Annotated in this window: 25 protein-coding genes; 9 read left to right on the forward strand and 16 right to left on the reverse strand. The window is 51.4% G+C overall.

From position 1 onward, the window contains the following. Positions 1–22: 22 nt before the first annotated feature. The 3 genes from AC5JMP_RS18670 to AC5JMP_RS18680 all read right to left on the reverse strand — a co-directional run bounded on the left by AC5JMP_RS18670 (position 23) and on the right by AC5JMP_RS18680 (position 3,368). Positions 23–940 (reverse strand): ABC transporter permease, encoded by a 918-nt coding sequence (locus tag AC5JMP_RS18670; protein ID WP_495852991.1) that lies wholly within the window; start codon positions 938–940, stop codon positions 23–25. 85 nt (positions 941–1,025) lie between these two features. Beyond that, positions 1,026–2,204, reverse strand: a complete 1,179-nt coding sequence (locus AC5JMP_RS18675) for an ABC transporter substrate-binding protein (RefSeq protein WP_495852992.1) — start codon at positions 2,202–2,204, stop codon at positions 1,026–1,028. 3 nt (positions 2,205–2,207) lie between these two features. Then, on the reverse strand, positions 2,208–3,368 hold the full coding sequence (locus AC5JMP_RS18680; protein ID WP_495852993.1) for an ABC transporter ATP-binding protein: 1,161 nt from the start codon (positions 3,366–3,368) through the stop codon (positions 2,208–2,210). A gap of 274 nt (positions 3,369–3,642) precedes the next feature. Between AC5JMP_RS18680 and mrdA the strand changes: the two genes are divergently transcribed. Then, entirely contained in the window at positions 3,643–5,469 is a 1,827-nt protein-coding gene (mrdA, locus tag AC5JMP_RS18685) for a penicillin-binding protein 2 (protein WP_495852994.1), read from the forward strand. 135 nt (positions 5,470–5,604) lie between these two features. Here mrdA and AC5JMP_RS18690 read toward each other — a convergent pair whose 3' ends face one another. The 3 genes from AC5JMP_RS18690 to AC5JMP_RS18700 form a co-directional block, all read right to left on the reverse strand. After that, positions 5,605–6,294 carry a GIY-YIG nuclease family protein gene (locus AC5JMP_RS18690; RefSeq protein WP_495852995.1) on the reverse strand — a complete coding sequence of 230 codons (690 nt, stop codon included), beginning with the start codon at positions 6,292–6,294 and terminating at the stop codon, positions 5,605–5,607. A 43-nt stretch (positions 6,295–6,337) separates the two neighbouring features. Beyond that, positions 6,338–6,901 (reverse strand): DUF937 domain-containing protein, encoded by a 564-nt coding sequence (locus tag AC5JMP_RS18695; protein ID WP_495852996.1) that lies wholly within the window; start codon positions 6,899–6,901, stop codon positions 6,338–6,340. Positions 6,902–7,048: 147 nt separating this feature from the next. Continuing rightward, on the reverse strand, positions 7,049–7,387 hold the full coding sequence (locus AC5JMP_RS18700; RefSeq protein WP_495852997.1) for a BON domain-containing protein: 339 nt from the start codon (positions 7,385–7,387) through the stop codon (positions 7,049–7,051). A gap of 393 nt (positions 7,388–7,780) precedes the next feature. Between AC5JMP_RS18700 and psaC the strand changes: the two genes are divergently transcribed. From psaC to AC5JMP_RS18715, 3 genes are all read left to right on the forward strand, one after another. Beyond that, on the forward strand, positions 7,781–8,026 hold the full coding sequence (psaC, locus tag AC5JMP_RS18705; RefSeq protein ID WP_495852998.1) for a photosystem I iron-sulfur center protein PsaC: 246 nt from the start codon (positions 7,781–7,783) through the stop codon (positions 8,024–8,026). A gap of 432 nt (positions 8,027–8,458) precedes the next feature. After that, complete coding sequence (locus AC5JMP_RS18710; protein WP_495852999.1) at positions 8,459–9,205, forward strand: DUF554 domain-containing protein; 747 nt, start codon at positions 8,459–8,461, stop codon at positions 9,203–9,205. Positions 9,206–9,251: 46 nt separating this feature from the next. After that, complete coding sequence (locus AC5JMP_RS18715) at positions 9,252–9,638, forward strand: VOC family protein (protein ID WP_495853000.1); 387 nt, start codon at positions 9,252–9,254, stop codon at positions 9,636–9,638. Positions 9,639–9,658: 20 nt separating this feature from the next. Here AC5JMP_RS18715 and AC5JMP_RS18720 read toward each other — a convergent pair whose 3' ends face one another. Then, a complete protein-coding gene (locus AC5JMP_RS18720) occupies positions 9,659–11,134 on the reverse strand; it encodes an AAA family ATPase (protein WP_495853001.1) in 1,476 nt (491 codons plus the stop codon). Positions 11,135–11,620: 486 nt separating this feature from the next. Here AC5JMP_RS18720 and AC5JMP_RS18725 point away from each other — a divergent pair, with 486 nt between their 5' ends. Then, a complete protein-coding gene (locus AC5JMP_RS18725) occupies positions 11,621–12,304 on the forward strand; it encodes a manganese catalase family protein (RefSeq protein WP_495853002.1) in 684 nt (227 codons plus the stop codon). A gap of 58 nt (positions 12,305–12,362) precedes the next feature. On the opposite strand, the gene AC5JMP_RS18730 is transcribed toward AC5JMP_RS18725, so the two are convergent. Beyond that, positions 12,363–13,796, reverse strand: coding sequence for a phospholipase D-like domain-containing protein (locus AC5JMP_RS18730; RefSeq protein ID WP_495853003.1), 1,434 nt, complete (start codon positions 13,794–13,796; stop codon positions 12,363–12,365). A gap of 431 nt (positions 13,797–14,227) precedes the next feature. Here AC5JMP_RS18730 and AC5JMP_RS18735 point away from each other — a divergent pair, with 431 nt between their 5' ends. After that, positions 14,228–14,767 (forward strand): cyclic di-GMP-binding domain-containing protein, MshE-related, encoded by a 540-nt coding sequence (locus AC5JMP_RS18735; RefSeq protein ID WP_495853004.1) that lies wholly within the window; start codon positions 14,228–14,230, stop codon positions 14,765–14,767. A gap of 5 nt (positions 14,768–14,772) precedes the next feature. On the opposite strand, the gene AC5JMP_RS18740 is transcribed toward AC5JMP_RS18735, so the two are convergent. Next, the gene (locus AC5JMP_RS18740; RefSeq protein WP_495853005.1) at positions 14,773–15,696 is read right to left on the reverse strand and encodes an AEC family transporter; all 924 of its coding nucleotides are present in this window, start codon (positions 15,694–15,696) and stop codon (positions 14,773–14,775) included. A gap of 472 nt (positions 15,697–16,168) precedes the next feature. On the opposite strand from AC5JMP_RS18740, the gene AC5JMP_RS18745 reads away from it, so the two are divergent. Beyond that, complete coding sequence (locus tag AC5JMP_RS18745; RefSeq protein ID WP_495853006.1) at positions 16,169–16,366, forward strand: hypothetical protein; 198 nt, start codon at positions 16,169–16,171, stop codon at positions 16,364–16,366. A 243-nt stretch (positions 16,367–16,609) separates the two neighbouring features. Here AC5JMP_RS18745 and AC5JMP_RS18750 read toward each other — a convergent pair whose 3' ends face one another. Beyond that, a complete protein-coding gene (locus tag AC5JMP_RS18750) occupies positions 16,610–17,515 on the reverse strand; it encodes an RluA family pseudouridine synthase (protein ID WP_495853108.1) in 906 nt (301 codons plus the stop codon). Between the two features lie 248 nt (positions 17,516–17,763). Between AC5JMP_RS18750 and AC5JMP_RS18755 the strand changes: the two genes are divergently transcribed. After that, on the forward strand, positions 17,764–18,117 hold the full coding sequence (locus tag AC5JMP_RS18755) for an ArsR/SmtB family transcription factor (RefSeq protein ID WP_495853007.1): 354 nt from the start codon (positions 17,764–17,766) through the stop codon (positions 18,115–18,117). Between the two features lie 10 nt (positions 18,118–18,127). On the opposite strand, the gene AC5JMP_RS18760 is transcribed toward AC5JMP_RS18755, so the two are convergent. The 6 genes from AC5JMP_RS18760 to AC5JMP_RS18785 all read right to left on the reverse strand — a co-directional run bounded on the left by AC5JMP_RS18760 (position 18,128) and on the right by AC5JMP_RS18785 (position 24,283). Further along, positions 18,128–18,832, reverse strand: coding sequence for a GerMN domain-containing protein (locus AC5JMP_RS18760; protein ID WP_495853008.1), 705 nt, complete (start codon positions 18,830–18,832; stop codon positions 18,128–18,130). 98 nt (positions 18,833–18,930) lie between these two features. Further along, entirely contained in the window at positions 18,931–19,755 is an 825-nt protein-coding gene (locus AC5JMP_RS18765; RefSeq protein ID WP_495853109.1) for an LmeA family phospholipid-binding protein, read from the reverse strand. Between the two features lie 5 nt (positions 19,756–19,760). Next, positions 19,761–20,402, reverse strand: coding sequence for a Uma2 family endonuclease (locus AC5JMP_RS18770; protein ID WP_495853009.1), 642 nt, complete (start codon positions 20,400–20,402; stop codon positions 19,761–19,763). Between the two features lie 11 nt (positions 20,403–20,413). Further along, complete coding sequence (locus AC5JMP_RS18775) at positions 20,414–22,219, reverse strand: proline--tRNA ligase (protein ID WP_495853010.1); 1,806 nt, start codon at positions 22,217–22,219, stop codon at positions 20,414–20,416. Between the two features lie 104 nt (positions 22,220–22,323). After that, entirely contained in the window at positions 22,324–23,322 is a 999-nt protein-coding gene (locus tag AC5JMP_RS18780; RefSeq protein ID WP_495853011.1) for an aspartate carbamoyltransferase catalytic subunit, read from the reverse strand. Between the two features lie 52 nt (positions 23,323–23,374). Beyond that, positions 23,375–24,283 carry a J domain-containing protein gene (locus AC5JMP_RS18785; RefSeq protein WP_495853012.1) on the reverse strand — a complete coding sequence of 303 codons (909 nt, stop codon included), beginning with the start codon at positions 24,281–24,283 and terminating at the stop codon, positions 23,375–23,377. Positions 24,284–25,014: 731 nt separating this feature from the next. Here AC5JMP_RS18785 and AC5JMP_RS18790 point away from each other — a divergent pair. After that, entirely contained in the window at positions 25,015–25,371 is a 357-nt protein-coding gene (locus AC5JMP_RS18790) for an NINE protein (protein ID WP_495853013.1), read from the forward strand. Positions 25,372–25,396 lie beyond the last annotated feature (25 nt).

Consider the following 25,396-nt stretch of genomic DNA (forward strand, 5'->3'; position numbering starts at 1 on the left):
TCGTTAGTCATAGGCTTGTTAATCAAGTTAGGGCGCTATCGCGATCGCCATATTTCAGCAGCAGCGCAATGGCAATACTGACGCCAGTAATCATTAAGATACTGAAGCTAGAACCCAGACCCCAGTTCCGGGTGGCACCGAGAAATTGGTTATAAATCAGCCGAGAAACCGTCATGCTAGAGGCTCCGCCCAGCAGTTCAGGCACCACAAACTCCCCCAGACTGGTAATGAACACCAGCAAGCCCCCTGCCGCAATTCCAGGCAGAGTTTGGGGCACCGTGACTTTCCAAAAGGTTTGCTGCGGGGTCGCCCCTAAATCCGATGCGGCTTCTAGCAGACGCTTATCCAGCTTTTCTAGCGAAGCGTAAAGAATCAGAACCATGTAGGGTAAAAAGCTATAGGCCATGCCGATGTAGACTGCTGGAGTTTGATTGAGCCACTCCTGATTGGGCAAATGCAGGGCACTCAGCAGGCTATTTAAGCTGCCGCTGGGTCTGAGAATTGTGATCCAGGCGTAGGCGCGCAGTAGAGAAGAAGTCCATAGGGGCAATACAAAAGCCACTAGAAGCAGATTGCGCCAGCGTGGGGGTGCCATAACTGCAATCCAGTAGGCCACAGGAAACCCCAGCAGCATACAGGTGACGGTACAGCCTACCGCAAACAGCACAGAGCGCCAGATCACCTGGAAATAGATAGGTCGAAAGATCTCTAGGTAGTTGCCAATGCCATAGCCACCAGTGGGCTGCCCTAACCGAAAGCCTGGAATGAAGCTGAGTTCTAGAATCAGCAGCGTTGGCGCTACAAGCAGCAGCAGCAACCACACGCCAGAGGGAACCAGCAGGACGATCGGTTCAATCAGCCGGGTCAGCTTATGCCATCCTCGCGGTGCGGTGGGCAACGGTTCGGCAAGGGTTGGGGAAGATGGCGTTGAGGTGGACATGGGCAAATCTTTGATGCAGAGAATTTCTGGGTGGCTGAGATATGGAGGTGATTGAGAGGTAAAGGTAGTTGAGATACGGAGGCGATTAACTGCTAGTTAAGCGCGTCCAATACTGGTCGTAGACCTCTGTAATTCTTGCCGGAACCGGAGCCACGCCTTCACACTTCGAGAGCATGGCTTCTGTGGGAAAAAGGCGATCGTCTTTCTGAGTTTCTGGGGATAGCAAGTCAAAAGCCGCTTGGTTGGCAGTGGCGGTTCCCAAACGCTCAACCAATCCGGCAGCAACATCCGGTTGCAGCAGATAGTTCATCCAGGCATAGGCGGCATCCGGGTTAGGAGCCGATTTGGGGATAACCATCGTGTCTGTCCAGACTGAGCTACCCGTTTTAGGGACAATGTATTTCAGGTTGGGCTTTTCTTTGATCAGAGCGATCGCATCCTGCGAATACACCATAGATATGGTAATGTCGCCGCTTGCCAGCTGATCTTCCCATCCAGTAGTCAAAAAAGAGGCGATCGTCGGCTTAATCTGCACCAGCTTGCTATAGGCTTTCTTAATTTGGTCTGGATTGGTGGTGTTGTAGGAGTAGCCGAGAGTGCGCAGCGTTGCGCCCATGACCTCCCGAACATCTTCAATCAGCGTGACTTGCCGCGTCAACGATTTGCGGTTGTCCCAAATATAGCTCCAGCCATCGATTTCTTTGCCGACCTTTTGCGGGTCATAGATCAGCCCAGTTGTACCCCAAACGGCCGGAATGCTGTGGGCGTTGCCGCGATCGTAGACAGGATTTTGCCATTTGGGTTTCAGTGTATCCAAACCCTGAAGACGGGAATGATCGAGCGGAGTTAGCATCCCAGATTCTCTCATCTCAATCACCGTGTAGTCTGATGGATAAATGATGCTGTAGGCGCTACCCCCGCCCGCCTGCATCTTTGCCATCATAATTTCGTTAGAGGCAAACGGGTCAGCGACTACCTGAATCCCCGTTTTTTCCTGAAAACCCTTAATTAATTCATCGTCGGTGTAGTTTGCCCAAGTGTAGATGTAGAGTTTCCCAGACGCGCTGGTCGCACTATCCGTTGGGCTACCAGTAGGGCTAGAGCCAGTATTGGCGTTAGACAGGTTTCGCGCACAGTTGGAAAGAGCTAACCCTGAAGCGATCGCCGCCGAAGTTTTCAAAAATCGCCGTCTTGTGGGAGAAAATCGGGGTAGTGGTAGATGAGCAGATTTCCGGTCAAATCTGTTTTGCTGATTGCTCGACATATGTTACTCCTGTGGGGCGAGAGCCAGACAATCTTCGGCAGCCCAGTAGACATAGACTGAGGTGCCCAAATCCATCAAACTAGAGCGGTTGGGTTGCAGCACCGTGATGCGATCGCCCGTCTCTAAATCAACCTGATAGCTGATATGAGTACCCAGATACATTACATGCTTGAGCTTGCCCTCATAGCAGTTTATCGAGTCAGCCGGAGCGCTAAGCCCACAGTGAACCTTTTCGGGGCGAATGCTAATAAATGCTTCTGAAGCATCAGAATTTGGGGACTCAGCCTCTGAAGCATTCGAGCCATTCCAGTGGGTCTTTGGCTTTGCTAGAATACGCAAGCCGCTGTCTGTGACAATCTGTAGGGTTTCGGCGTGGATGGATTCGATCCGCCCTTTCAGTAAGTTGGTGTCGCCAATAAAATCGGCTACGAATGCGGTCTGAGGATGCTCATAGATTTCGCTAGGCGTACCAATTTGCTCAATCTTGCCATTGTTCATAACGGCGATGCGATCGGACAAGCTCAAAGCCTCCTCTTGATCATGCGTCACCATCACAAAAGTCAGCCCTAACTCGCGATGCAGGTGAGATAGCTCGGTCTGCATTTCTTTGCGGAGCTTCAAATCTAGCGCCCCCAGCGGCTCATCTAGGAGCAGCACTGTCGGGTGATTCACCAAAGCTCTCGCTAGCGCCACCCGCTGCTGCTGTCCGCCCGAAAGCTGTGCCGGAAACCGACGGGCAAAATCGCTCATCTTCACCAGCCGCAGCGCATCGCCAACCCGTTCTCGGAGTTCTGCATTGCCGCAGCTTTTCAGCCGCAGACTGAACGCTACATTGTCCCAGACCGTCAAATGCCCAAACAGCGCATAGCTCTGAAATACCGTGTTGACCGGGCGTTTGTAGGGCGGTACCCCCACCATTGACTTACCGCGAATCATGACTTCGCCACCCGATGGATCTTCAAATCCAGCAATCATCCGTAGCGTCGTAGTTTTGCCGCAGCCTGACGGCCCCAAGATACTGAAAAACTCCCCCTGGTGAATGTCCAGGTCAATCCCCCGAACGGCAGTTTCACCGTTATAGACTTTAAAAACCTTGCGGAGTTCTACATCCAGCCGGGTATCTGTTTTAGAGACGCTCTGATCTCGTGTGGCGGTCTGTGACATAGTTGGCAAATTTCCCTACGTTTCTACAAGCAAGCCTAAGAGATAACCATTACAGAGAGGGCAATGAAAACAGGTTAGTTGTGGTCAATCTTAAATTACTCCAACCTTAAATATCCCAAATATTCGGGTCTAAACGCACATTTAGCTGATTTAGTTTGAGGCGATCGCCCCTTTTTACGCTCTTTTTCATCCCCAAACTATGGGCAAGAAGGCTAAATAGGTTTGAGAAGAGTAAACTGATGAAGAATCTCGCGATCGTCAACTGGGCTTTGCTATGGCTCTCACCCAAAATTCTCCCCTCTCCCATTCTCCGCGCTCGCAACAGTCTAACCGTACCGTCGGGCGACAATATCAGTCTCTCATTGTCATGCTGGTGATTACGGTAGCGCTGTTGGGGGGGATCGGCAGCCGTTTAGCCTATCTTCAGCTTGTGCAGGGCGATCGCAATCGGCAGTTGGCAGAAAATAATCGCATTCGGCTCATCCCACGTCAGCCAGAGCGGGGCAAAATTCTCGATCGCAAGGGCAAAATTTTGGCGGGTAGCCGGATTTCCTACGCCGTGTTTCTCTGGCCGATCGCCAACTCCGAAAAAGAGTGGACAACAATTTTGCCTCGCCTTGCCGATGTGCTGAATATTCCCCTCAAAGACGTAGAAGATCGTCTGGATCAGGCAGGCTATAGTTCGCCTGAGCTGCTCCGCATCGCCAGAGGGCTGAGTCCGGCACAGGTAACCGCGCTAGCAGAATTTAGCCAGGAGCTAAAGGGCGTTCAGGTCGAAGCCGAGGCTGTGCGCAACTATCCCTATGGCGACTTGGCAGCGCATGTCTTGGGCTACACGGGCGAAATGAATGACGAAGAGCTGAAGGCTCGACAAAAGCAGGGCTATCGGCTGGGAGATGTAATTGGTCAGATGGGAGTGGAATCTGCCTTTGAAAGTCAGTTACGAGGCGAGTGGGGCGGACAGCAGGTCGAGATCGATCGCTCTCAGCGGGTAATTCGGGTGCTGGGTGAAAAGACAGCCCGTGCTGGGAATGACGTGCAGCTCACCTTAGATTTGGATGTGCAGCGGGCAGCAGAACGGGCGTTGGGTAACCGGAAAGGGGCGATCGTTGCCATCGATCCTCGCAATGGTGCGGTGTTAGCTATGGTGAGCCGTCCGGCATTTGATCCCAACCTATTCTCGACTTACATCACCGATGCCCAATGGCAGCGGCTGCAAAGCCAGGAGTTTCCCTTCGTCAATCGCGCTCTCCAGGGCTATCCTCCTGCTAGCACCTTCAAAATCGTCACGACTACGGCAGGGATAGAATCAGGCAGGTTTTCTCCAGACACGGTGCTCAGCACTTTTCCCTACCTGGAGGTTGGGGGCATTCAATTTTGGGACTGGAATCGAGAGGGATTTGGCCCCTTAGACTTTCCAGGCGCCATGGCCTGGAGTAGCGACACTTTCTTTTATCAAATTGCGCTAGGCATGGGTGAACAGCCTCTGATCCAGTGGACGCGCAAATATGGATTTGGTCAAAAGACGGGTATTGAATTGGCGGGTGAAGAAACCTCTGGACTGGTGCCCGACGAGAGTTGGAAACAGAAAGAGTTAAAGGAACCTTGGTACGCGGGAGATACAGTCAATATGTCTATTGGGCAGGGCTATCTCCAAACGTCGCCTTTGCAGGTTGCCGTGATGTTTTCAGTGCCAGCAAACGGTGGCTATCGCGTCAAGCCTCATCTGCTGCTGGATAACCAAGATGCGCGCAACTGGCGGGAATCGCTGAATCTACAGCCTGTAACAATGTCTATTTTGCAAGAAGGTCTGCGGGACGTCGTTGCGGGTGGCACAGGTCAGGCAGTCAATGTTTCCAACTTGCCTTCTATCTCTGGCAAGAGCGGCACGGCAGAAGATCCGCCGCGTGAGTCTCACGTCTGGTTTGGAGCTTATGGCCCTTCCGAGAAACCTGAAATTGTGGTTGTGGCGTTTGGCGAAAATTCGGGGGGAGGCGGTGGCGCAGTCGCAGCTCCTATGGTGCGACAGGTCTTAGAGGCATATTTTAATGGCACTCAGCCTAAAGGCGTAGCACAGCCGGAGAACGTGAACAGCGACTAAGCCTCTCCTAGCAGGGATGCCTTAACCTTGCGATTCCTAATCGGTATTGCTTAATCGGGCTATGAAATTTATTTTGGGAGATGCGCGGAGCGCATCTCCCAAAATAAATTTCATAGCCCGATTAAGCAACGTCTCCTAATCTTGTGTTTCCTGGGTTTGCGTTTGGATCACGGCACTCCAGTCATCATTTTGCACCGCAGCCTCTAGATTTTGCTGTCGCACGTCAATGGCTTCAGGATGCGCTTCTGGTCTACTTAAAGTGTCGTCTGCCATAGCTTTACGCAGTTTCAGCTTCTTTTCTTCGTAGGCGTTGCGCTCTGCCTCAGACATGGCTGCTTTTGCCACTTCGCCACCGTTAGCCCAGCGATCGCCTTCCGCTCCGTTGCCCGGAGGCAGGGTGTCTAGCTGGGCAATCCAGGCGTCTCTCAGGGCTTCCATTTCGGTGCGTTTAGGAAACTTAAACGCCTCGACTCGAACAAATGCACAAGTCTCGCCATTTTGCGCCAAATGCCCGTTGAGGGACAGCAGCACGTTACGGGAATAGCCAATGTACTGCGTTTGCTGCTGGCTGTCTAAAACCGCATAAACTCCCGCAACTTTTGCATTCGTAGCGCGATCGCACCACGAATGCAAAGACTCGATCGCGCTGCCGTTGCCAGTGTCGATCGCGCCTGCCTGCTCTGCTGCTCCATGCTCGTCTTCGGAGCTGTAGAGAAAATCGTGTAAACCGCGATGCTCAGCAGGCACATTCTGATGCTCGACCTGCGGGAGGTCAGCTTGCTGCTCAGGGCGCGGCGCGATCGCTCTATCTTTGTCGGTTGCCATGCGATACCCTTGCTATTCCAAACTCAAATCTGACCTTCTCAGTCTAGCGCTGACCGAGATACTCTCCTGCCATTGACATCGCATCGGCAATATCCACATCACCATCGCCGTCAGCATCCAAAAATGAGTTGAGAACAGGGTTGCCGCCGGGAGCCTGCCCTATCTGTCCTGCTTGCGGCTGACTGGCTCCTGCTTGCGGCTGACTGGCTCCTGACTTGAGCAAATTCAGCACGACTGGAATCAGCATTGGCAGCATTCCCAAAATGGCATCGGCGCTAATCCCGGTGCGCTGAGAGATTGCCTGAGCGACCTGCTGCTGCTGAGTGGGATTGAATATCGCACCTAGGGCAGCCGTGCTGGGGCTGGTGCCGCCAAATTGATTGACGATCGCCTCTGCCTGTCCGCGTCCGCCTGTAGCCGTCTGCTGCTGTAATGCCGATCGCACATAGCCGCCCAGCATCGACAGGACATCGTTTGATGCAGCGGGCTGAATTCCCTGAGCGCTGGCGGTCTGCTGCACCGTATTCAAAATGGCGCTGAGCTGGTCAGGATTTGCCTGCTGGTTGGGATTGTCGATCGCTCCCAGAATTTGGTCAAAAAGCCCCATAATTTTCTGCCCTACTGAAACTTCAACGCCTGAAAAAACTTTAAATCCGCAGATTAGGCTTGGCAGAGACTCCGCCAAGCCTAATCAAGTGTGTTCTGAACCCGGTTCTGAACCCGGTTCTATGAACCCAGTGTCATGAACCCAGTGCTAACCGATCGTCACGCCGCTGGTATCAACTCCAGCCGCACCTTCAACACTAGATGCCACAGACACCGCTTTGTCTAGAATTGCCTGACTAGGCACTTTACCCTTCAGAACGACTTGACCGCTCAGTTGAGCGACCCAAAGCGTCTCAATATCATCTAGTTGAGCATCGTCATCAAAAGCGACTACGACGCGCTTAGCCAAACCGCTTTCATCAAATTCGCCATTCAAACCCACTTTTGCAGGAGGAATGCTCTCTCCAGTCGGAGTAGTTGCATTAGCAACAACTGGAGGGGTCGCGGGCTTCTTGAGTCCGGGGAAAATTCTGCTTAACCAACCCATATGTATCTCTCCAAAAATTTCAAATTGAGGCTTGCACCCATTGCAGGGGTTGACAACAGATTATGAGGCGATCGGCTTAATTTCTCAAGAAGGACAGGTTAAATTAAGATTCTGACGATCGCGCCTTTCAGAGTCATCTTCGCATTAAGAGCTAAGTTTGACGCTGAGTCATCCCTCTCAGGGCAGTAAAGCCGATCGACTACCTTAGATATTACATTCTTTGAAGTTTTCTCACCGTTTGCAGAAGTGTGTAAAACCACTGCTGTACACTGAGTTTCGAGTGGAGAACGTTATGACTCGGTCAAATCTGGGGATTGAGCGATCGCGCGATGACCTCATGGAGACCGTTAACATCACGACTCTTAACATCACTAGTTTGGAGCCGCTATATCAATGTCTCATTCAGTCAAAATCTACGACACCTGTATCGGATGCACCCAGTGTGTTCGAGCTTGTCCTACTGACGTTTTGGAGATGGTTCCCTGGGATGGCTGCAAGGCAGGTACGATCGCATCTTCACCTCGCACAGAAGACTGTGTTGGGTGCAAGCGCTGCGAAACTGCTTGTCCCACAGACTTCCTGAGCATCCGGGTTTATCTGGGCGCAGAAACCACTCGCAGTATGGGTCTAGCTTACTAGATACTATAAAACGCCTTTGCCTTTACATATTCTGCGTGTCTCTGTACGTGCGTTTTTCAATGCGTGCGTTTTTGGATGCGCCTTGATTTATCATCTACAGAGGGGTTCATCACCCTCTTTTTTTTGGGACTTCTTTTTTATATTCTCCCTTTTGTCATTGCTCTGCGTTTTATCCCTCTTTTGTCAATCCAGGATTTTTGAACAGATCTACGCCATTTCAGCCCACGAGAAATCAAGCTTTGACCCCAGTTTGACAAAAGAGGGTTATAGAGTAGCCACCTTGCTAAGGACATTTTGGTGGCGCGCGGAGCGCGCCACTAAAATGTCCTTACCCTAACCGCGCTGTCTACAGCTATACAGCAATTTTCAATTGTATAAACTCTGAAAAAAGAATCTACACCTAGCCGAGCGCAAAGCGCTGTAAGTTGATCTATGGCACTCGATTTTTGGACACGCACGAGCGGCACCTGGATCAATATTGCAACTATTTTGATAGGCACTGGGCTGGGGTTGATGTTGCGCGGACGGCTGCCCCTACGAATGCAAAAGGTCATCACTCAAGGTGTAGGGCTAATTGTGCTCTATGTCGGCATTAGTATGGCGGCAGAGCTAAGCCAGGTGACTGCAGGACAGGTGGCAGGGGTGATCGTGGGGCTGGTGGCGATCGTCATTGGGGGTTTGTTGGGCGAATACTGTGAAATTGAGGAACGGCTGACTGTATTGGGCGATTGGCTCAAGCACCGTTTTAAGGGCAAGGGCAGCTTTACGGAAGGGTTTGTTGCTGCCAGCCTCCTGTTCTGCATAGGGCCTATGGCGCTGCTGGGTAGCCTTAATAACGGGCTAACCGGAGACAACACCATTCTCACTCTCAAAGCCTCAATGGATGGACTGGCGGCGATCGCTCTCACCAGCAGCTATGGCATTGGTTCTGGCTTCTCGGTGCTGCCGATTTTGGTTTACCAGGGCGGTATGTCTTTGGCGGCAGGTTTTCTGGCTCAAGCCTTGCCTGATCCAGCTCATGCGCCCCAGGTTGTGCTGCTCACGGGAGTGGGAGGTCTGATGATTATGGGACTGGGTTTTAATCTGCTTCAGATGGGACAAATTCGAGTAGCGTCTTTTTTACCTGCGCTGCTGCTAACGCCGATTTTTTATGGAATTGCGGATTGGATGAGCAGATAGGATAGTATATTTGTACTTATAAGCTTCGCGCCAGAGGTCACATTCTATGAAATTTGCTTACACCATCCTTTATGTGAGTGATGTTGTTCGATCGGTTGCTTTCTACGAAAAGGCATTTGGCGTGACGCAACGGTTTATTGATGAAACCAAACAGTACGCTGAGATAGAGACTGGCGCAACGGCGTTGGCTTTTGCCAGCAATGATTTGGCAAAGTCCAACTTTCCTGAAGGATTCCAGGAAAATAGTTTGGCGGCTTCCCCCGCCGGGATTGAAATCGGTTTTGTGACAGAAGATGTGCCAGCTGCTTTTTTGCGGGCGGTCGAAGCTGGGGCGATCGCCCTTGCCCAGCCCAAAGTTAAACCTTGGGGGCAGACCGTTGCCTATGTGCGAGATTTGGATGGCATTCTCGTTGAGCTTTGTAGCCCCATCTAGTTCCAGTCGCTTCGAGGTGCTCAATCAGAAGCAGACGATTTTGCTTTTAGCTCTTTGCGTTTCAGCGCAATACCGCGTTGCGCCAGCACAGACAGCAGATGTTCCATGCTGACCTTGGGAGACTCGATCGCCGCTGCGTAAAGAATGGTATCTTGCGCGATCGCGCCAATCTCGCCGCCCGTGAGGGAAAGCTGTTGGGCTAAAGTCTGCCAGTCAATGTCTGTGGCGATCGGTACCTGGGGCGGAAAGGCGCGTTTCCAGAGCTGGAGGCGATCGCGTTCAGAGGGCAAGGGAAATGACAAAGTTTGGTCAATGTGCGATCGCCAATCTGCTGGAATAACGCAAGAAAGTGGCACACTCAGCAAAGTTAATGCAGGCTGATGATGGCGTTGGTTAAAGAACTGATGCAGTGCGGCTGAGTCTAATTTGCTCGATCGCCCTAGCCAGAGCTGAGCCGCATCTAGCAGGAGTACGATCGGGGCTTGGGTAGAAATATCCTGTAGAAGCTGAGGATAGTTCTCTGAGGGGACTTGCGCCAGGTTGACCTGAAATAGCGGCGTTTGCAGGGAGTGGGCAATGGCTTGAGCCGCGATCGTTTTGCCTGTCCCGGCAGATCCTGACAGCAGCAGCACAATGCCTGTAGACTGGGGTTGAAAGTGCCATAGTTTCTCAACCTGGGTATAGCCCTGCAAACGTTGCACCGAATATTGCAAAGTGTTCAATAGAGGCGTAGGCAAAATTAGATCTTGCCATTCTACGACTGCTACCGTTTGCTTCAGATAGCTGGAGGGAGCCGTAGGGATAGAGCGCCGCTGATTTAATAGCCCTTCTAACGCTTCCAGAGTAGGCTGCTCTGAGACTAAGTAATTCAGCAGCGTTTCTTCTAGCTTTAGCGAAGAGTTCAGCAGCGTCTCCTCTGGAGTGGGCAAAAGTTGCAGAAGCTGATAGCGGTTGAGGGGTGAATCCTCCAGCAGCCGATTGCGAGCCGATCGCCATTCCACATCGTTGCGACAAAAGAGCCTCAGTACCAGATCAAGGCTAGGTAAATCGGTCTTGACTGCCGTTTCCTCTGTTCTCAAAAATCGATACAGCTTGGCATAGCGACGGTTTAACTCTGGAGCCAGACTCATCAAGACTAGGTTTTTCTCGAAAGACGTTAGCTGAAGCCGATCGCTCAACGCTGGTAACGCTAGTACCACTCCCTTTTGCCGACTTGCTCGAATGCGCTGCTCAAGCTGCTGTTGCTGGCTAGGTTTGGCAGCCGCCTGACTAGGCTGACGGTACTCATCGTATGCCGCATTGCCCTCTAACGACACTACGCCCTTCCACCAATGGCTAGTGGCGCGATCGGCTTTAGATTGGGCAATGCGATCGACATCTTTGGTTTCTTTTTTCTGTCGCGCTATGGCCAGCATGAGTATCCGGTCGATTCGCTGAAGTTCTGCCTTCAGGTAAGCCCAATTGTCAATGAAGCTATCCGCCGAATCTAATGGCATACGAATCTACATGCAAATTTAGTGGTATGGCAAATTTAGCGATATGGCTTTTGCTGGCGATCTTTGCCCTGTCGTTACTCTATTGTGGCTTGATTATTGACGTTTGAGGACAATTGCAGAATATCAAAAGCGATCGCCACAAGCTCTACTCAAATCCCTGCTCAAATCTCTGCTCTAGGATCGCAAATTAATTAACCTGCAATAGTTTTTTGGGTAGTCCTTAATTAAATATCCCAATAGTTTTTTGGAAGTGCTGAACGGAGCGCAGCACTTCCAAAAAACTATTGGGTTTTATTTCGTACGCGATCCTCAATAACTTTTATCCCTATTCTGATGACAATATGAAAAGCTAAATGCACCTAAAGTTGAGCATTTGTTCTACCGCAAGATGCAGGGTTTATTTGGCTCAGTTCCCTAATCTGAATACATGGGAGCCAAGACAATACTTCTTGGCTCAAATTGCGAATCTGCCAGGAGAACTCGACCATGTTTTTTCACAAAAAAGAACTCATTCACTCAGTCAAAGTCGATGCAGCAAATCCTAAATTTGCTCAGCTATTGCTAGAGCAGTTTGGGGGCGCAACGGGCGAGCTGACGGCTGCTTTGCAGTACTGGGTGCAGTCATTTCATGTCGAGAATGCGGGTATCCGTGACATGCTTCAAGACATTGCGATCGAAGAATTTGGTCACCTGGAAATGGTAGGCAAACTGATAGAATCCCACACCAAAAACGTCGATCAAACGGACGCTTTCAAGAGCAGTCTGTTTGCTGTGCGCGGTATGGGTCCTCACTTTCTAGACAGTCAAGGCTCTGCTTGGACGGCACAATACATCAATGAAGGCGGTGATGTGGTGCGCGACCTACGCGCTAATATTGCAGCAGAAGCAGGGGCACGTCAAACCTACGAGGCATTGATCAAACTAGCACCAGATGAGGGAACCAAGAGCACATTGGTGCACCTGCTGTCGAGAGAAATCTCACACACCAAGATGTTTATGAAAGCACTTGGCTCATTGGGTAAGCTAGACGAGCCGTTCTTTGGCAATGTCAAGCCTGATGAGACTGTAGATATTTACTACAACTTGTCCCAAGGTGAAGGCGATCAGCGCGGAGATTGGAATGCTGAGCCAGATTTCAAATACATTGAAAATCCAGCTGCAAAAGGCTAGATAGGGCTGAAGCCACAGGTTGTTTTCTTGAGAGATCAGCCTGTGGCTGTCTGAATGTTTAGCGACAGCGCGATCGCTGCTTCTGAATTTTTTGTTGAAGCGTGGATGGAACGCCCAGTATTGCGCTCTGGTATAGGCGATCGAACTCTTGTTGGAAATGGGCTGCCACGGTTCGATTATCGATTACCAATAGGTTTTCATCATTACTGCGATTAGCTGCTTCACTCCAGTTTTGAGAGCCTGTGATAACGATGTGCTCGTCAATGATACCGATTTTATGATGTAAAAGATCGCCTTCTGGAAGCGCTGGAATACCTGCCGTTGAGATCGGCTTGCGCCATGGACGATTGTCGGCTTCGTAGCGGCAGCGATCGCTTAAAAGGGCTACTCCCATCACATCTAGCCCCTCACTGTACTCTCGGTAAGCAAACTGTGGCTCGATCAGAACTTTGATCTCTACACCTCGCTTGGTTTCTAAAACATTGCTAATGGTTTGGTCAGAGAACACAAAGAGCGCCAAATCGATCGTGCGAACGGCATGATTTAGGATTCTAGCAATTAACCCGTTAACGCTTTTCTGCCAAGGTAAGCGCGAAGAGGTCGGAGAAAACTGCACGGTGATGGTGGAGCCTTGAGCGAGTGAAATTAGCTTGGGCGATCGATAGGGTTTATCCAGCCCAAATTTGCTGTCAGGCTTGCCGCCCACTCCGTCTCCCCACATCAGCTCAAACTCTGCCGCAAAGTGCTTTGCCAAAGCGAAGCTGCTAATTTTTAGCAAATGATTGGCGTTACCTTGGCTAGCAGGAGATAAAAAGTCGCCATGCACATCCGATAGCGTGAGATTAGCTGAGCCAATAATCACTATCTGTTGATCAATCACCAAAAACTTGTGGTGCATCAGGCTGCTTCCCTTCGAGCCATCTGCCGTGTCGTCAATTACAGGAATTCCGGCATTTTTGAAAATTACCAGGGTGTCGCCTGCAGCAATTTCGGCAGTCTCTAGGCTGCCATTCTGATTTTGGTCTGCAAGTTGAACAAACTCCTGATATTTTCGGCGATCGCGGGGTTCCATCGCGGCTACTTCTTGAGGCGTGATGCTGCTCATGGGTCGGCTGTAGATATTCTCCACAATCACACGAACCTGGACACCTGCCTTTTGCCGCTCGGCTAATGCTTGTGCCACATGGGGCAGATTGAGTTCATGCACTGCCACCTGAATGGAAGAGCGGGCGGTAGCGATCGCCTTAACGACTACTGCCTCTAGATCATCCCCTAGCCGCTGCTGGTGGCGATAGGGTTCAGTGTAGGAAGCAGACTGAGCGTGATTAAAGTAAGCCTGAATGAGGGCATCTTGGGGCAAAGGTGCCGATAGTGCTGGAGAGGCAGGTGCAGGGGCTAAAGACTGCTTCCAGAGAGTAAACCCAAAAAACAGCAGCAGCCCTAGCAGCAGCAAGATCGTAAATCGAACCCAATTGACGGAGAGTAGACGCACAAGACGGTTGGGAGATGCAAAGAACTGATTTCAGTTATGCCCAACACGGCAGAGCAATTAACGGTCATTGCTCTACGATTCTTGATTGTGTTTTCAGCTTACGCAAAGATACTGAGGTTTTTGGATAATCTTCCAGAAGTTTATCAAGCTTTTACATAACGATAAGCAAGACTTGATGATTTCAGTTGTTATACTGAGCAAAATGACATTGTCGATAGGCACTGAGTCTTCTTTACACCTGTTTATACCTGTAATTGCTCATGCCTCAGCGCAATTGCAGGATTGGTAGCTGCCCAGGGTTCTGAAGCTTAAGGTTTTGAAGCAGAGACTTTTGGACTCAAGCTTCTGCTAGGTTCAGCTCAATTTTTACCGACCTATCCCCTCAATGTCGCCTTCAATCTGAACTGTCGGAGTTATGCCGGGAGCATTGCATGCGAGATAAAAGCGATCGATATCAGGTTCAAACGGTTCCTACACGGGCGGCTGCCAAGCGGTTGGGATCTTATTTGGTAGATGCGGGTCTGCTGACAGCCGATCAAATTAATGTCATTCTTAACGATCAGCAGGCGACTGGGATGCGCTTTGGAGAGATCGTGTCGGCGCGGGGTTGGGTGAAGGAGCAGACAATCGAATGGATTGTGCAAAAAGTCGTGGAGCCAGAGCGGCATCAGCCTGTTGCATCGGCAGCAGCACAAACTTCGGCAGCAGCACAGACCTCGGTCAAATCTTCCTCGCAGGTAGCTGCGTCAACGGCTCAAGCTTTCCGTCCTAAAAGTCTTCAGGTGCTAAAGGCAGATGTGGAAAGTATCGTAGCAACCTCTGGGGAGGCTGAACACCCGCAAAGCGAGGCAGAAACCGTCTTCAATCCCGGACTGAATGCCAAAAAATCTACAGTTCGCCGCGATTCGCCCATCTCTAAGCCACTGCCGCCCGTAAAGTCGTCTGATGGAGATGTGAGTTGGGTGGGCTAACTGGGTCAGGGAACTGGCGCGAATAGCCACAGCCACAGGGGCAGCATCACCAGCAGCAGCACGGAGCCGATCGCCAAGGTCGTTACCGTTAGGTCGCGATCGAGATCGTAGGCTTCGGCAATCACCAGCGTGGCGAAGGCGGGCGGCATTGCCATTTGCAGCACAATGACCAGCAGGGGCATCCCCGTCACGCCAAACAGTGGCAAAAGTAAGCCCAGTACCAGCGGCACGATCAGCATTTTGATACAGAGGCTCACGGTGGCTTGCTGTACGTTACGCCAGGAGCGAATCTGGCTCAGCCGCATCCCAATCAGAATCAGGGAGAGGGCAATTACGCCCCAGGCACAGGTTTGTAATCCGTTTTCGATCGCCTCTGGAAAATGAATCAGCCGTAGCCCTAGCCCTAGGCAAAAGCTCCAGAGCGCCGGGTTTTGCACGAGCGCCTTGAAGAGCGCAGCTTGGCTGTTGGAACCTTTGCCGAAGTATGCCGCCATCATCACGCCCAAACCATAGGCTCCTAGGGTACTGCCTAAGGTGTCATATAGGACAGCCCAGCCAAAATATTGAGTTCCTGCCAGCGCCAGGGTGACGGGAAAACCTAGATAGCCTGTGTTGCCTACCATTGCCGCCAGCAAGAAACTGCCCTGCGTTGGCTTGAGCTGCAAATTCGATCGCCTTATCCAGATCCAGGCGAGTCCTGCCCCCAGTGCCAGAGCCACCCAGCAAATCAGCGGTGCAACCAGCACGGATGCCGATAAATCTGCCTGTCGCATGAACACGGCAATGCTGAGGGGCGCACCCACCCAGAACAAAAACTTTCCTAGGTAAGATGGTATTTTTGGCGGCAGTTTGTAGCCCAAGAGTAAGCCTAGCCCTACCCCGCTCACCAGAGTTGCGTAGAGTTTCAGCAGGTTTTCTAATCCAGCCATGAGAACCTAAAGAAAGGACGCTGAGAAACCCATCCTTCTCGGATAAGACCGACCCCCCAATCGCCCTTAGAAAGGGAGTCTTTGAGTAGTTTTGTTCTCTTGAAAGGGGAACTTTGAGCGGTTTTGTTCTCCCTTTTTAAGCTATGGTGCGCCCGCAATCCTGATTTACCTTCGAGGTCTAGCCCCCCAAATCCCCCAATTCTGGGGGACTTTGAATTCACTGAAGCCCCCCAGAATTGAGGGGTTGGGGGCGAATGCAGGATGTTCAGCTAGTCATACAAGAGTCATAGGAGATATGTATACACCGTAGCTTTTAAGGAGGGTAGGGGGATCATCAAAGTTGAATCCCTTAGCCGAGAAGTATGGGGTGAGAAACAACCATATTATGGGCAATTCGCAAGTTCTGTGTAGTAACCCTCAAATTTCGGACAAGGAGCTAAGAGTAGTATTTCTGTCCTATAGAGGGAAAATCATGGCAACTCACCGGCGTCAATACAGCGCCGAGTTTAAGGCGAAACTTGTTTTGGAGGTCATAAACGGCGAAAAGACGCCGATCGAAATGTTTCGCAGCCATAAGCTCATGGGCGAAGCGCAAGCGCGACGGAAGCTTGTTCGAGTTTTATACTACCCAGCCAGCCGCCAGACGAGAGCGTTATGGCAACAGCCATAAACGCTGCTTGACTTCCTCAAAGGTTTTCACGTTATGGCGCTACGCGCTTAGGACTCGTTCGCAAATAAGTTGCCGGTTTTAGGTTGCCATCATCACGAGATACAACCGCATACAGAATCACAATCCGGTAAGTTAATTCCGAACGGATCCTTAGATCCAATGAGTTATTTTTTGAGAGCCGCGCGGAGCGCGGCTCTCAAAAAATAACTCGTCCTAACTCAATTACGTAGGGCTATAATTCTCCTAATGCGATCGCCGTCGCAAGACTTCCACCAGCTTAATAAACTCTGGCGGTAAAGGGGCAACCGCCTCTAGCCATTCACCGCTCACCGGATGCTGAAGCCGCAGCTTTTGGGCGTGTAACGCCTGACCCGTGAGCTTCACCCCTACCGATCGTCCTGCGCCATACACCGGATCGCCCACTACCGGATAGCCAATATGAGCGCTGTGAACCCGAATCTGGTGCGTTCGTCCTGTCTCCAGCATGAAGCGCATCACCGTGTAGTTGCCCAGACGCTCCTCAATTTGCCAATGGGTCACAGCCCGTCTGCCACCCTTCTCTTCAGACACGATCGCCATCTTTTTGCGATCGATCGGGTGCCGTCCAATCGGCGCATCTACCGTGCCACTGAGCTGAGGTGGCGCACCAAACACCACTGCTAAATAGTCTCGACGGGCGGTTTTGGCCTTGAACTGAGCCTGTAGATGCTGATGCGCCAAGTCGGTTTTGGCAACGGCGATCGCTCCACTCGTGTCTTTGTCCAAACGATGCACAATGCCAGGGCGCTGCACGCCACCAATGCCTGCTAAGTCGCCGCAGTGGGCTAGCAGCGCATTCACCAACGTGCCGCCCTCATGGCCGGGAGCGGGATGCACCACCAGACCTATGGGCTTGTTGAGGATAATCAAATGCTCGTCTTCATAGAGAATTTCTAGAGACATTGCTTCAGGCCGCAAATCTAGCGGCTCAGCATCGGGCACCGTCACAGAAATGCGATCGCCTTCCTGTACCGTCACTTTCTTGGAAAGGCAAACCTGCCCGTTAACCTGAATTTGCCCCTGCTCAATGAGCTTCTGGATGCGTGATCGAGACAAGTCGGGCACCTGTTCTGCTAAGTAGCGATCGAGCCGTGTCCTTAGATCGATCAGTAAAGGTTCAGCCTCTAACTGTCCAGTTTTCAAGCCAGCTTTTAGGTTAACTTCCAAGTCAATGCTGTTGCTCACCGATCGCCAACCCTCTGAAGTCTTATCGTGTCTGTTTCCTGATCGAGTTTAATTTTTCTACGATCGTTTCCTATATTTCATGATATCTTTACATCTTGAGCATTCATCGCTGTATTGGCATACAAGAGTTGAGTGGTAGAATGCAGGGATCAGTCCTTTCAAGACGAGAATGCATGAAATCAGCAGAGTCTGTCCCACCGGAGGTTGTGCAGCAGGTCGCTGAGTATTTCAGTGTACTGGGTGAACCTATGAGGCTTCGCATTCTTAACCTGTTGCGAGACGGCGAGAAATGCGTTCAGGATCTGGTTGAGGCAACAGCAACCAGTCAGGCGAACGTCTCCAAACATCTCAAGGTGATGCTGCAAGCGGGCATCCTTTGCCGACGGAGCGAAGGGACTTCAGCTTATTACAGCGTCGATGATGGGCTGAGCTTTGAGCTTTGCAACCTGGTGTGCGATCGGATTGCCACCCGCATTGAAGAGCAGGCCAAGCACTTTCGAGCCTTCAGCATTGCTGGAAAGGATTAGTCAGAACAGACTAAAGCTGAAAATTCTGCTCAAAGCTTTCGCGGGTCATGGGTTGGTCAATCATTAAACCCTCACCACCTAGAATCTCTAGCGGCTTGCCCTCTACAGAAATCCAAACTTTTGCTGTGGGGTCAAGGGTCGTTGCCGTGTAAATCACTTGCCCTAACCTGCCTGTCATTGAAGTGCTGCCGCCACCCGATGTGAATTCGGGAGAGAGGTCGACATGCACCCCATCCGTTTTGACTTCTAGCTTGCGGAGGCTAGTCTGCTCAGGGATAGCAGAGGCTAGAGCGGGATCGTTAGGCTTTTTCAACACCTGCTCAAAGGCAGCTTTTAACAAATCATTGGGCGGCTGAGCGTTGAGATCAATGGATGTCGCGGCTACCTTGATCTGATCACTGCTGGTCTTGAGCCAGTAGACTTGAACCGTTTTCTTCGCGATCGCCTCAGGACTAGCAGCGGGTGAGCCAGAGTTTTGCGATACGGGATTTTGCGATACAGAAGCCTGAGGATTTGCAGTCTGAGGGTTCGCAAAGGTCGAGGACTTCGTTGTAGAGGAGCTAAGGGGCACTGAAGAATTCTGCCATGTCCACCAAGCAACGGCTCCCCCTGCGGTGAGGGCGACAGTTGAAAGTCCTATCAGTAGCCCTAAAGGAATGAAGCGAGAGGGCTTAGGTGATGGCTTGGGCGTAGGTGAAGACGAATGGTCTTGCATAAGAGACCTCATTAAGAAACCGCTGAAAGAAGAGAGAAAACTTCCTGACTCCTCTTTGAGAGAAGCCAGGATAGTGATGGACACATGAATGGAACTAACTACACAATCTGTTTGCTCCATTCCAGAAACAAATTTTCGGAAACCAAGAAACTTTGGTTAATCTGAATAAATCCCGCCAGGATCAAGGCATTGTCCTGCGTTTGCAGGCTTAAAACCCGTGCAGTGATGCCAGAAGCCTGTAGGCGTTGCAGATCAAAGTATTGACTGATACCTCCGGTTAGCAGAGCAATGAGCTGAGGGGGTAATGCCTGGTCATTGAGCTGAACGGTGGGATTAACCAACTGCATCTGTCGCCCTGACAGAATTTGAATACCCGTTTCAATTATGATTCTATCTTGATGTCGGGTTTGTTGTCCTTGCAGAGTTACCTGAATTCGGAAACGGCTATCTGGCAAAAACTCAATTTGGGGGTTGACTAGGTCAAATTTTTCTGAAGAATTGCCTGAACTGCTGAGAAAGTTGAGATTCAAGTCGCGAAACCGTTTGGCGATCGCCTCCGATTGCAGCGCCTTATTCACATCTTCCTCGTTCAGCACCAGCTTTACACCTGCCTGAAGGGGGGCATCTAGCCGCGGCTTTTGGGTTTGCAGACTGGCAAGATTTACGGCGATCGGGTCGGTTTCCACTTCTAGAGCGGCAATTCGCACCCCGGTAATCGGATAAACTCCCCGTCCAGCAATGCGAATGCGATCGGCTCTGCCCTGCGCCAGTCGGTAGCTAGGAGCGTTGTCAATTCGCACATCAAGCTGCTCAACAGAATCTACCTGATCGCGGATAGCATCTTCGGCAAGGCGATCGGCAACCCCGCCCACAGGGGACAGAATGCCGATGAGGCTGGACAGAAAAATCGCTAGGAATTCCATCACGGCTAGGACTCCTGAAATTTTGTCATCATCCAGGCGACAAGCTGGCTGTCATCCCTCTGGCGGCTGAGGGCGATCGCTTCCTGCATCACCTCCAAAAGCCCTACGAGCACTTGGGACTCGTGAATTCGACGACTGCCGTTATCGGCAATGGCAAACGCGATAATCTGAGCATTTTCGACGTCAACGACCCAATACTCTGCCACATTTAGCTCTTCGTAAAGCAGGCGCTTTTTACCCAAGTCGTCGTTGAGTGAAGAATCTGCAACCTCAATCACTAAGTCAGGCGGCGCAGCTTGATCGAGATCTACGATCGCACTGCCTTGGGGAGCCAGGGAGACGCGATCGCCCACAAAGTATGATCCATCGGGCTGGGCCTCTCGAATGCCTGATTTGCGATAGCTGCAATTGATCAGGGCTTTGAGCGGAATTCCCTTAAGAGCGCAGAATAGGGTAATCGCCACATGGATAACGCTATTGTTGACTGCATGATCGGCTCCCACACCCATTGCTTCCATCCACATTTGACCATTGAAATAATAGCCTTTGGCTTTGCAATGGGTAGGATCTTCGGTAAATCGCAGGTACTCCTCCCAGGTGGCATTGACCCAGGTATCGGTTAGCGGCTTAGGCTGAAGTTGAATCATAGGGCTTGAGGTTAAGAGGCTAGAACTTCAGCAATCCATTGCTTCAGTGTGGGCACCACAGACTCGATCGCCATTTCCTGCGACTCCCGATCGGCGCGTTTCACGACCTCGACTTTGCCCTGCTGGAGCGATCGCCCTGTGACAATCCGAAAGGGAATGCCCACTAGCTCCGCATCTTTGAACTTAACTCCGGCTCGTTCGCTGCGATCGTCCAAGAGGGTTTCGATCCCGGCTTGGTTCAGCTCAGCATAGAGTTTTTCGGCGGCTTCCACCTGGTCAGCTTTGCTGATGTCGGGGATGACGACGATCGCCTGATAGGGGGCGATTGCCACCGGAAAGATGATGCCGTCTTTGTCGTAGGATTGCTCGACTGCCGCCTGCGCCAGCCGCGATACGCCGATGCCGTAGCAGCCCATGACCAAAGGCAACTCTTCGCCCTGTTCGTTGGTGAAGGTGGCATTCATGGCTTCGGAATACTTGGTGCCGAGCTGGAAAATATGCCCAATTTCTATGCCGCGCGCGGTTTTTAGGGTTTGGCTGGGGTCGTGAAGGGCGCGATCGCCTGCCGTTGCTTTCCGCAGGTCAACGACGGGGGGCAGCTCGAACTCTTTGCCCCAGTTGGCTCCCACGACGTGATAGCCTGACCCATCGGAGCCTGTGACAAAGTTCTGCAAGTTCGTAACCGTCGGATCGGCAAGCCGCAAGAACTTAGGCGCAAGGCTCTTGCTCGACTGGATGTAGGTATCTGCTAGACCGGGAGAAATGTAGCCCAGGGGCAAAGGCTGGGTCGCCCATTTTTGCTGGGCTTCCGCATCGGGAACCGTCAGTGATAAAAGCGCTTTGCCGCCGTACTGTCCGGCTTGCCGCATCAGCTCATTTTGCAGCTTTACCTCGTTGACATCCTGATCGCCTCGGATGTTGACTAGCACCAGCACCGTTGTGCCATTGTCGTAGACCGCTTGATACAGCACGTTCTTAACAATTTGCGTGGCAGAACACTTGAGAAAATCGCAGAGGGTGGCGATCGTCGCGGTGCCCGGTGTCTCTAGCTTTTCATACTGCGTAAAGGTCGAAGGCTCGGCATCTAGCGGCAGCGAAGTTGCCTTCTCGACGTTAGCCGCGTACTTGCCGTCTTCGGTGTACAGCACCTCATCTTCACCCGCTGCCGCCAGCACCATAAACTCCTGGGAGCCAGAACCCCCGATCGCTCCAGAGTCAGCATCCACGGCTCTAAACGCTAAGCCACAGCGTTTCAGAATGCGCGTATAGGCATCATGCATTTCCTGATAGGTCTGCTTCAGGCTGGTTTCATCGGTATGGAAGGAGTAGGCATCCTTCATGATGAACTCACGCCCACGCATCAGCCCAAACCGGGGACGAATTTCGTCTCGGAACTTGGTCTGAATCTGGTAGAGATTTTGCGGTAGCTGTCTGTAGGAGCGGATCATGTCGCGGGCGATCGCCGTAATCACCTCTTCATGGGTCGGCCCCAGCCCCACCTCACGGTTTTGGCGATCGGTCAGGGCAAACATAATGCCCTCTGCCTTGGTGTAGGTGTCCCAGCGACCAGACTCTTTCCAGAGTTCTGAGGGCTGGAGCTGGGTGAGCAGACATTCCTGTGCGCCTGTAGCATTCATCTCTTCCCGCACAATCTGAGAAATCTTTTGCAGCACCCGCCACATCAACGGCAGATAGGCATAGAGTCCGCTGCCCACCCGACGGATGTATCCGGCTCGCAGCAGCAGCTTGTGGCTAGGAATTTCTGCCTCTGCTGGATCTTCGCGCAAGGTGACAAACAGCATTTGAGACAGCCGCATAGTTCCGGTTCCCTTTGTAGAATCAGGCTGAGCAAAGTTCAAACTCAGACAGGAGGTTCAATATCTCAGTTTAATCAGTTTTGGGCACTACAGACCTGCCTGTTTCAAGCTTTGCCGCTGCTCATCAAGTACAGCAACGCCATCCGCACGGCAACGCCGCTCGTCACCTGCTGCGAGATCAGGCTGAACTTTGGGTCGTCCATTAACTCAGAGCTGATCTCCACGCCGCGATTGACTGGTCCCGGATGCAGCACTTTGACATCGGGCTGGCAGTGCTGAAGGCGATCGCCCGTAATGCCATAGCGCCAGTGATATTCCCGCAAGCTCGGCAGCAAATGGCTGGTCATCCGCTCTTTCTGAATTCTCAGCGCCATGACGAAATCGGCGTTTTCCAGGGCAGGCTCTAAGCTCCAGTGCACAAACAGCTTGCGGGGCAGCTCGTCACTTCCTTTGACAAAATCCGCAAACGCCTTGGGCAAGAGGGTAGGCGGCCCCACCAGATGCACCTCGGCTCCGCTGGCGGTGAGGCTCCAGATATTAGAACGCGCCACGCGAGAATGGAGAATATCCCCGACGATCGCAATTTTTTTGCCTTGCAGCAATGACAGCCTCGGCTTCTCTGGGTCGAATAGAGTACAGATTGTAAACAGATCCAGCAAGGCTTGCGAAGGATGCTCATGCTGTCCGTCTCCGGCATTGAACACGCCGACGCGGGTTTGCAGCCGATCCATTTCGTTGGCGATCGCTAGTGGCACTCCGGCTTCTCGATGGCGGATTACCATGATGTCGGTGCCCATTGCCAGGTAGGTTTTTGCCGTATCTAGAATCGTCTCACCCTTGGTTATGGAGGAGGTGCCGGGGGCGAAGTTGAGCGTATCGGCAGAGAGCCGTTTGGCTGCCAGCTCAAAGCTGCTGCGAGTGCGGGTGGAGGATTCAAAAAATAGATTGGCAATGACTTGCCCTTGTAGCGCAGGCACTTTTTTAGTGCGGCGAGACAGCACCTCTTGAAAGCTTGCCGCCGTTTGCAGAACCGCATCGTATTCAAAAGGCTGAAAGTCTGCAAGGGAAATAATATGATGGCGATTCCAGGATGTAGCAGCCATGGGGAAAGCTCGTATTCAGGTGATGCCTGATTTTAAACTAATCTCAAACCGCCTAAGGCTTCCGGCTAAATAAACCAAACAGCCCATTTCCCGTGGATTTAACGGGCGTAGAGCTATTGGTGACGCGATCGGGTTTATCTAGCACCAGTTTAAGCCGAGTCACATAATCCAGCGCCAGTGGATCTTTAGGGTTAAATTTTAGCGCCTGCCGGAAATGAACTTTCGCCATGCCCATGAGGTTTTGCATCAAGTAGGCTTTGGCGATTAGAGAATGATATTCTGCCTTGTCTGGCTCTAGCCGAATGGCATCCCGTAGCTCAGCGATCGCCTGGGGCCAGTTCGCGTTTTTGGCATAGATAATGGCTCGCTGGTAGTGCCGACGACCGTAAGTGCTGACTATCTGCGCTGTTTCGACAGGTGGAATCGGCTTCACCTGACTTGCCGCAACAATGCCCGATCGCTTCTCCCGAATCATCGGTTCACCCATTTTTAGGTAAAGGTAAACCAAATTCAGCTCGCTGAGCTGTTGGGTAATTGACTCAAACTGACCTAGAGGCTGAAACTGAGATGTGGCTAAAGCATCTACTGCCTGCTCATAAAACACCTCAAGCTCTTGGGGAGGTTTCTGGAGCAGTTGACGAGCTGGCACAGACTGAGCCAACAGCGGCTCATCGCGATTAAACCGCCGCACCCGAAAGCGCAGAGTTGCTAAAGTATCAGCGCGTTCCTTCTCCTGCTTCAGCCGCTGGTAGGCTGGGTTCACGACTCGCGTCAACAGCTGGGTTGCCAGTTCTGTGGTTGCGGCATCTGCGCCTACAAAACCATCAGGGTGCAGCAGCTTGGCGACAGCACGATATCGCTTTAAGACACGGCGATCGTCAGCAGCAACGGCTAAGCCCAAAATGGCGTAGGGATCAGAAAACTGGTTTGGCCAATCCGCAGAAAAGGAAGTCTGTGACATTAAATGTCGCTCTCACGTTCAACAGCAGTATGCAGACGATGTATGTTAACAACGTATCAAAACAATGTATTGGCTGAATATCGACTCCGTATATTTAGCCGTATATTTAGCCAGTGCTTGGTCAGAACTTAGGGAATCACTAGGTTGAGTTAAAATAGGCGCAGCCTTCTCAGTTAAGAGCTTTAGTAGAGTCAGCGTTAGTAGATCACAACACTTCCCTACTTTCTATGTACGTTTCTCGACTACTCCGTAGATTCATTTTTTAGTAGCAGAAAGCACAGCAAGAGCCAGTCAGTTTCCTGGCGATCGCTGAGATAATTTAGACTAACCCAATAGAGCGATAAACCCCAATAGATTCACCAGATTCACCGCTTCGGTGCTAAGTTCCAAGCGGCCCAATAGAAACTGCTGAGCAATCTTTAGACAGTTGCCTCTGGCTCTCCAGACTCTAACTCTGTAAAAGCTGACCATTCAACCTATGTAATCTTGAGCCTTGACCCTGAAGGCTTTATCGTACTTTCTAGTACGTCGGTAGATTTAGATTGACTGAATGTAGATTAGTTAGATGCAAATTAATCATAGCCTAACTTAAGATTTTGCTCGATATGGCAACCGCCAAGACTGTTAGGACGGAGACATTTAGGGTGGGGCGCTTCGCGCCCCACCCTAAATGTCCTAAGCAAACTGACGACAGCTATATCATGAGGGAAGGTCATTCTTTATTAGACTGCATGTTAAGCAAGCCGAAAGACCGAAGAATCGCTGTCCTCCTAGCTTTGGTGGGAACAATATCGCCCGTTTCAGGATTCCATAAGTTTTATATGGGGCAACCTAAGTGGGGCATCTTGTATTTGTTATTGTCTGCAACGCAAGTTCCTAGGATTGCCAGCGCGATCGAGGCAATTTACTATCTGTTTCAGGATGATGCCTTTGCTCACTCGCCATCTGGTGCTCAGGAAACGGCACCCATCCAGACGATCGCTGTTGCAGATGCGCTGCGGCAGTTGGAGCAGCTCCGGCAGGAAGGGCTGGTTTCAGAATATGAGTTTGAGCAAAAACGGCGACAGTTGCTTGATCGCATGGGTTAAGGCATGAAAGGGTAAGAGATAAAAG

The organism is Drouetiella sp. (assembly GCF_059504425.1).

Bases quoted from the DNA above. Each gene is read 5' to 3' on its own strand.
- AC5JMP_RS18670 (WP_495852991.1), bottom strand. From the start codon at position 940: ATGTCCACCTCAACGCCATCTTCCCCAACCCTTGCCGAACCGTTGCCC.
- AC5JMP_RS18675 (WP_495852992.1), bottom strand. From the start codon at position 2,204: ATGTCGAGCAATCAGCAAAACAGATTTGACCGGAAATCTGCTCATCTA.
- AC5JMP_RS18680 (WP_495852993.1), bottom strand. From the start codon at position 3,368: ATGTCACAGACCGCCACACGAGATCAGAGCGTCTCTAAAACAGATACC.
- mrdA (WP_495852994.1), top strand. From the start codon at position 3,643: ATGGCTCTCACCCAAAATTCTCCCCTCTCCCATTCTCCGCGCTCGCAA.
- AC5JMP_RS18690 (WP_495852995.1), bottom strand. From the start codon at position 6,294: ATGGCAACCGACAAAGATAGAGCGATCGCGCCGCGCCCTGAGCAGCAA.
- AC5JMP_RS18695 (WP_495852996.1), bottom strand. From the start codon at position 6,901: ATGGGGCTTTTTGACCAAATTCTGGGAGCGATCGACAATCCCAACCAG.
- AC5JMP_RS18700 (WP_495852997.1), bottom strand. From the start codon at position 7,387: ATGGGTTGGTTAAGCAGAATTTTCCCCGGACTCAAGAAGCCCGCGACC.
- psaC (WP_495852998.1), top strand. From the start codon at position 7,781: ATGTCTCATTCAGTCAAAATCTACGACACCTGTATCGGATGCACCCAG.
- AC5JMP_RS18710 (WP_495852999.1), top strand. From the start codon at position 8,459: ATGGCACTCGATTTTTGGACACGCACGAGCGGCACCTGGATCAATATT.
- AC5JMP_RS18715 (WP_495853000.1), top strand. From the start codon at position 9,252: ATGAAATTTGCTTACACCATCCTTTATGTGAGTGATGTTGTTCGATCG.
- AC5JMP_RS18720 (WP_495853001.1), bottom strand. From the start codon at position 11,134: ATGCCATTAGATTCGGCGGATAGCTTCATTGACAATTGGGCTTACCTG.
- AC5JMP_RS18725 (WP_495853002.1), top strand. From the start codon at position 11,621: ATGTTTTTTCACAAAAAAGAACTCATTCACTCAGTCAAAGTCGATGCA.
- AC5JMP_RS18735 (WP_495853004.1), top strand. From the start codon at position 14,228: ATGCGAGATAAAAGCGATCGATATCAGGTTCAAACGGTTCCTACACGG.
- AC5JMP_RS18740 (WP_495853005.1), bottom strand. From the start codon at position 15,696: ATGGCTGGATTAGAAAACCTGCTGAAACTCTACGCAACTCTGGTGAGC.
- AC5JMP_RS18745 (WP_495853006.1), top strand. From the start codon at position 16,169: ATGGCAACTCACCGGCGTCAATACAGCGCCGAGTTTAAGGCGAAACTT.
- AC5JMP_RS18755 (WP_495853007.1), top strand. From the start codon at position 17,764: ATGAAATCAGCAGAGTCTGTCCCACCGGAGGTTGTGCAGCAGGTCGCT.
- AC5JMP_RS18760 (WP_495853008.1), bottom strand. From the start codon at position 18,832: ATGCAAGACCATTCGTCTTCACCTACGCCCAAGCCATCACCTAAGCCC.
- AC5JMP_RS18765 (WP_495853109.1), bottom strand. From the start codon at position 19,755: ATGGAATTCCTAGCGATTTTTCTGTCCAGCCTCATCGGCATTCTGTCC.
- AC5JMP_RS18770 (WP_495853009.1), bottom strand. From the start codon at position 20,402: ATGATTCAACTTCAGCCTAAGCCGCTAACCGATACCTGGGTCAATGCC.
- AC5JMP_RS18775 (WP_495853010.1), bottom strand. From the start codon at position 22,219: ATGCGGCTGTCTCAAATGCTGTTTGTCACCTTGCGCGAAGATCCAGCA.
- AC5JMP_RS18780 (WP_495853011.1), bottom strand. From the start codon at position 23,322: ATGGCTGCTACATCCTGGAATCGCCATCATATTATTTCCCTTGCAGAC.
- AC5JMP_RS18785 (WP_495853012.1), bottom strand. From the start codon at position 24,283: ATGTCACAGACTTCCTTTTCTGCGGATTGGCCAAACCAGTTTTCTGAT.
- AC5JMP_RS18790 (WP_495853013.1), top strand. From the start codon at position 25,015: ATGTTAAGCAAGCCGAAAGACCGAAGAATCGCTGTCCTCCTAGCTTTG.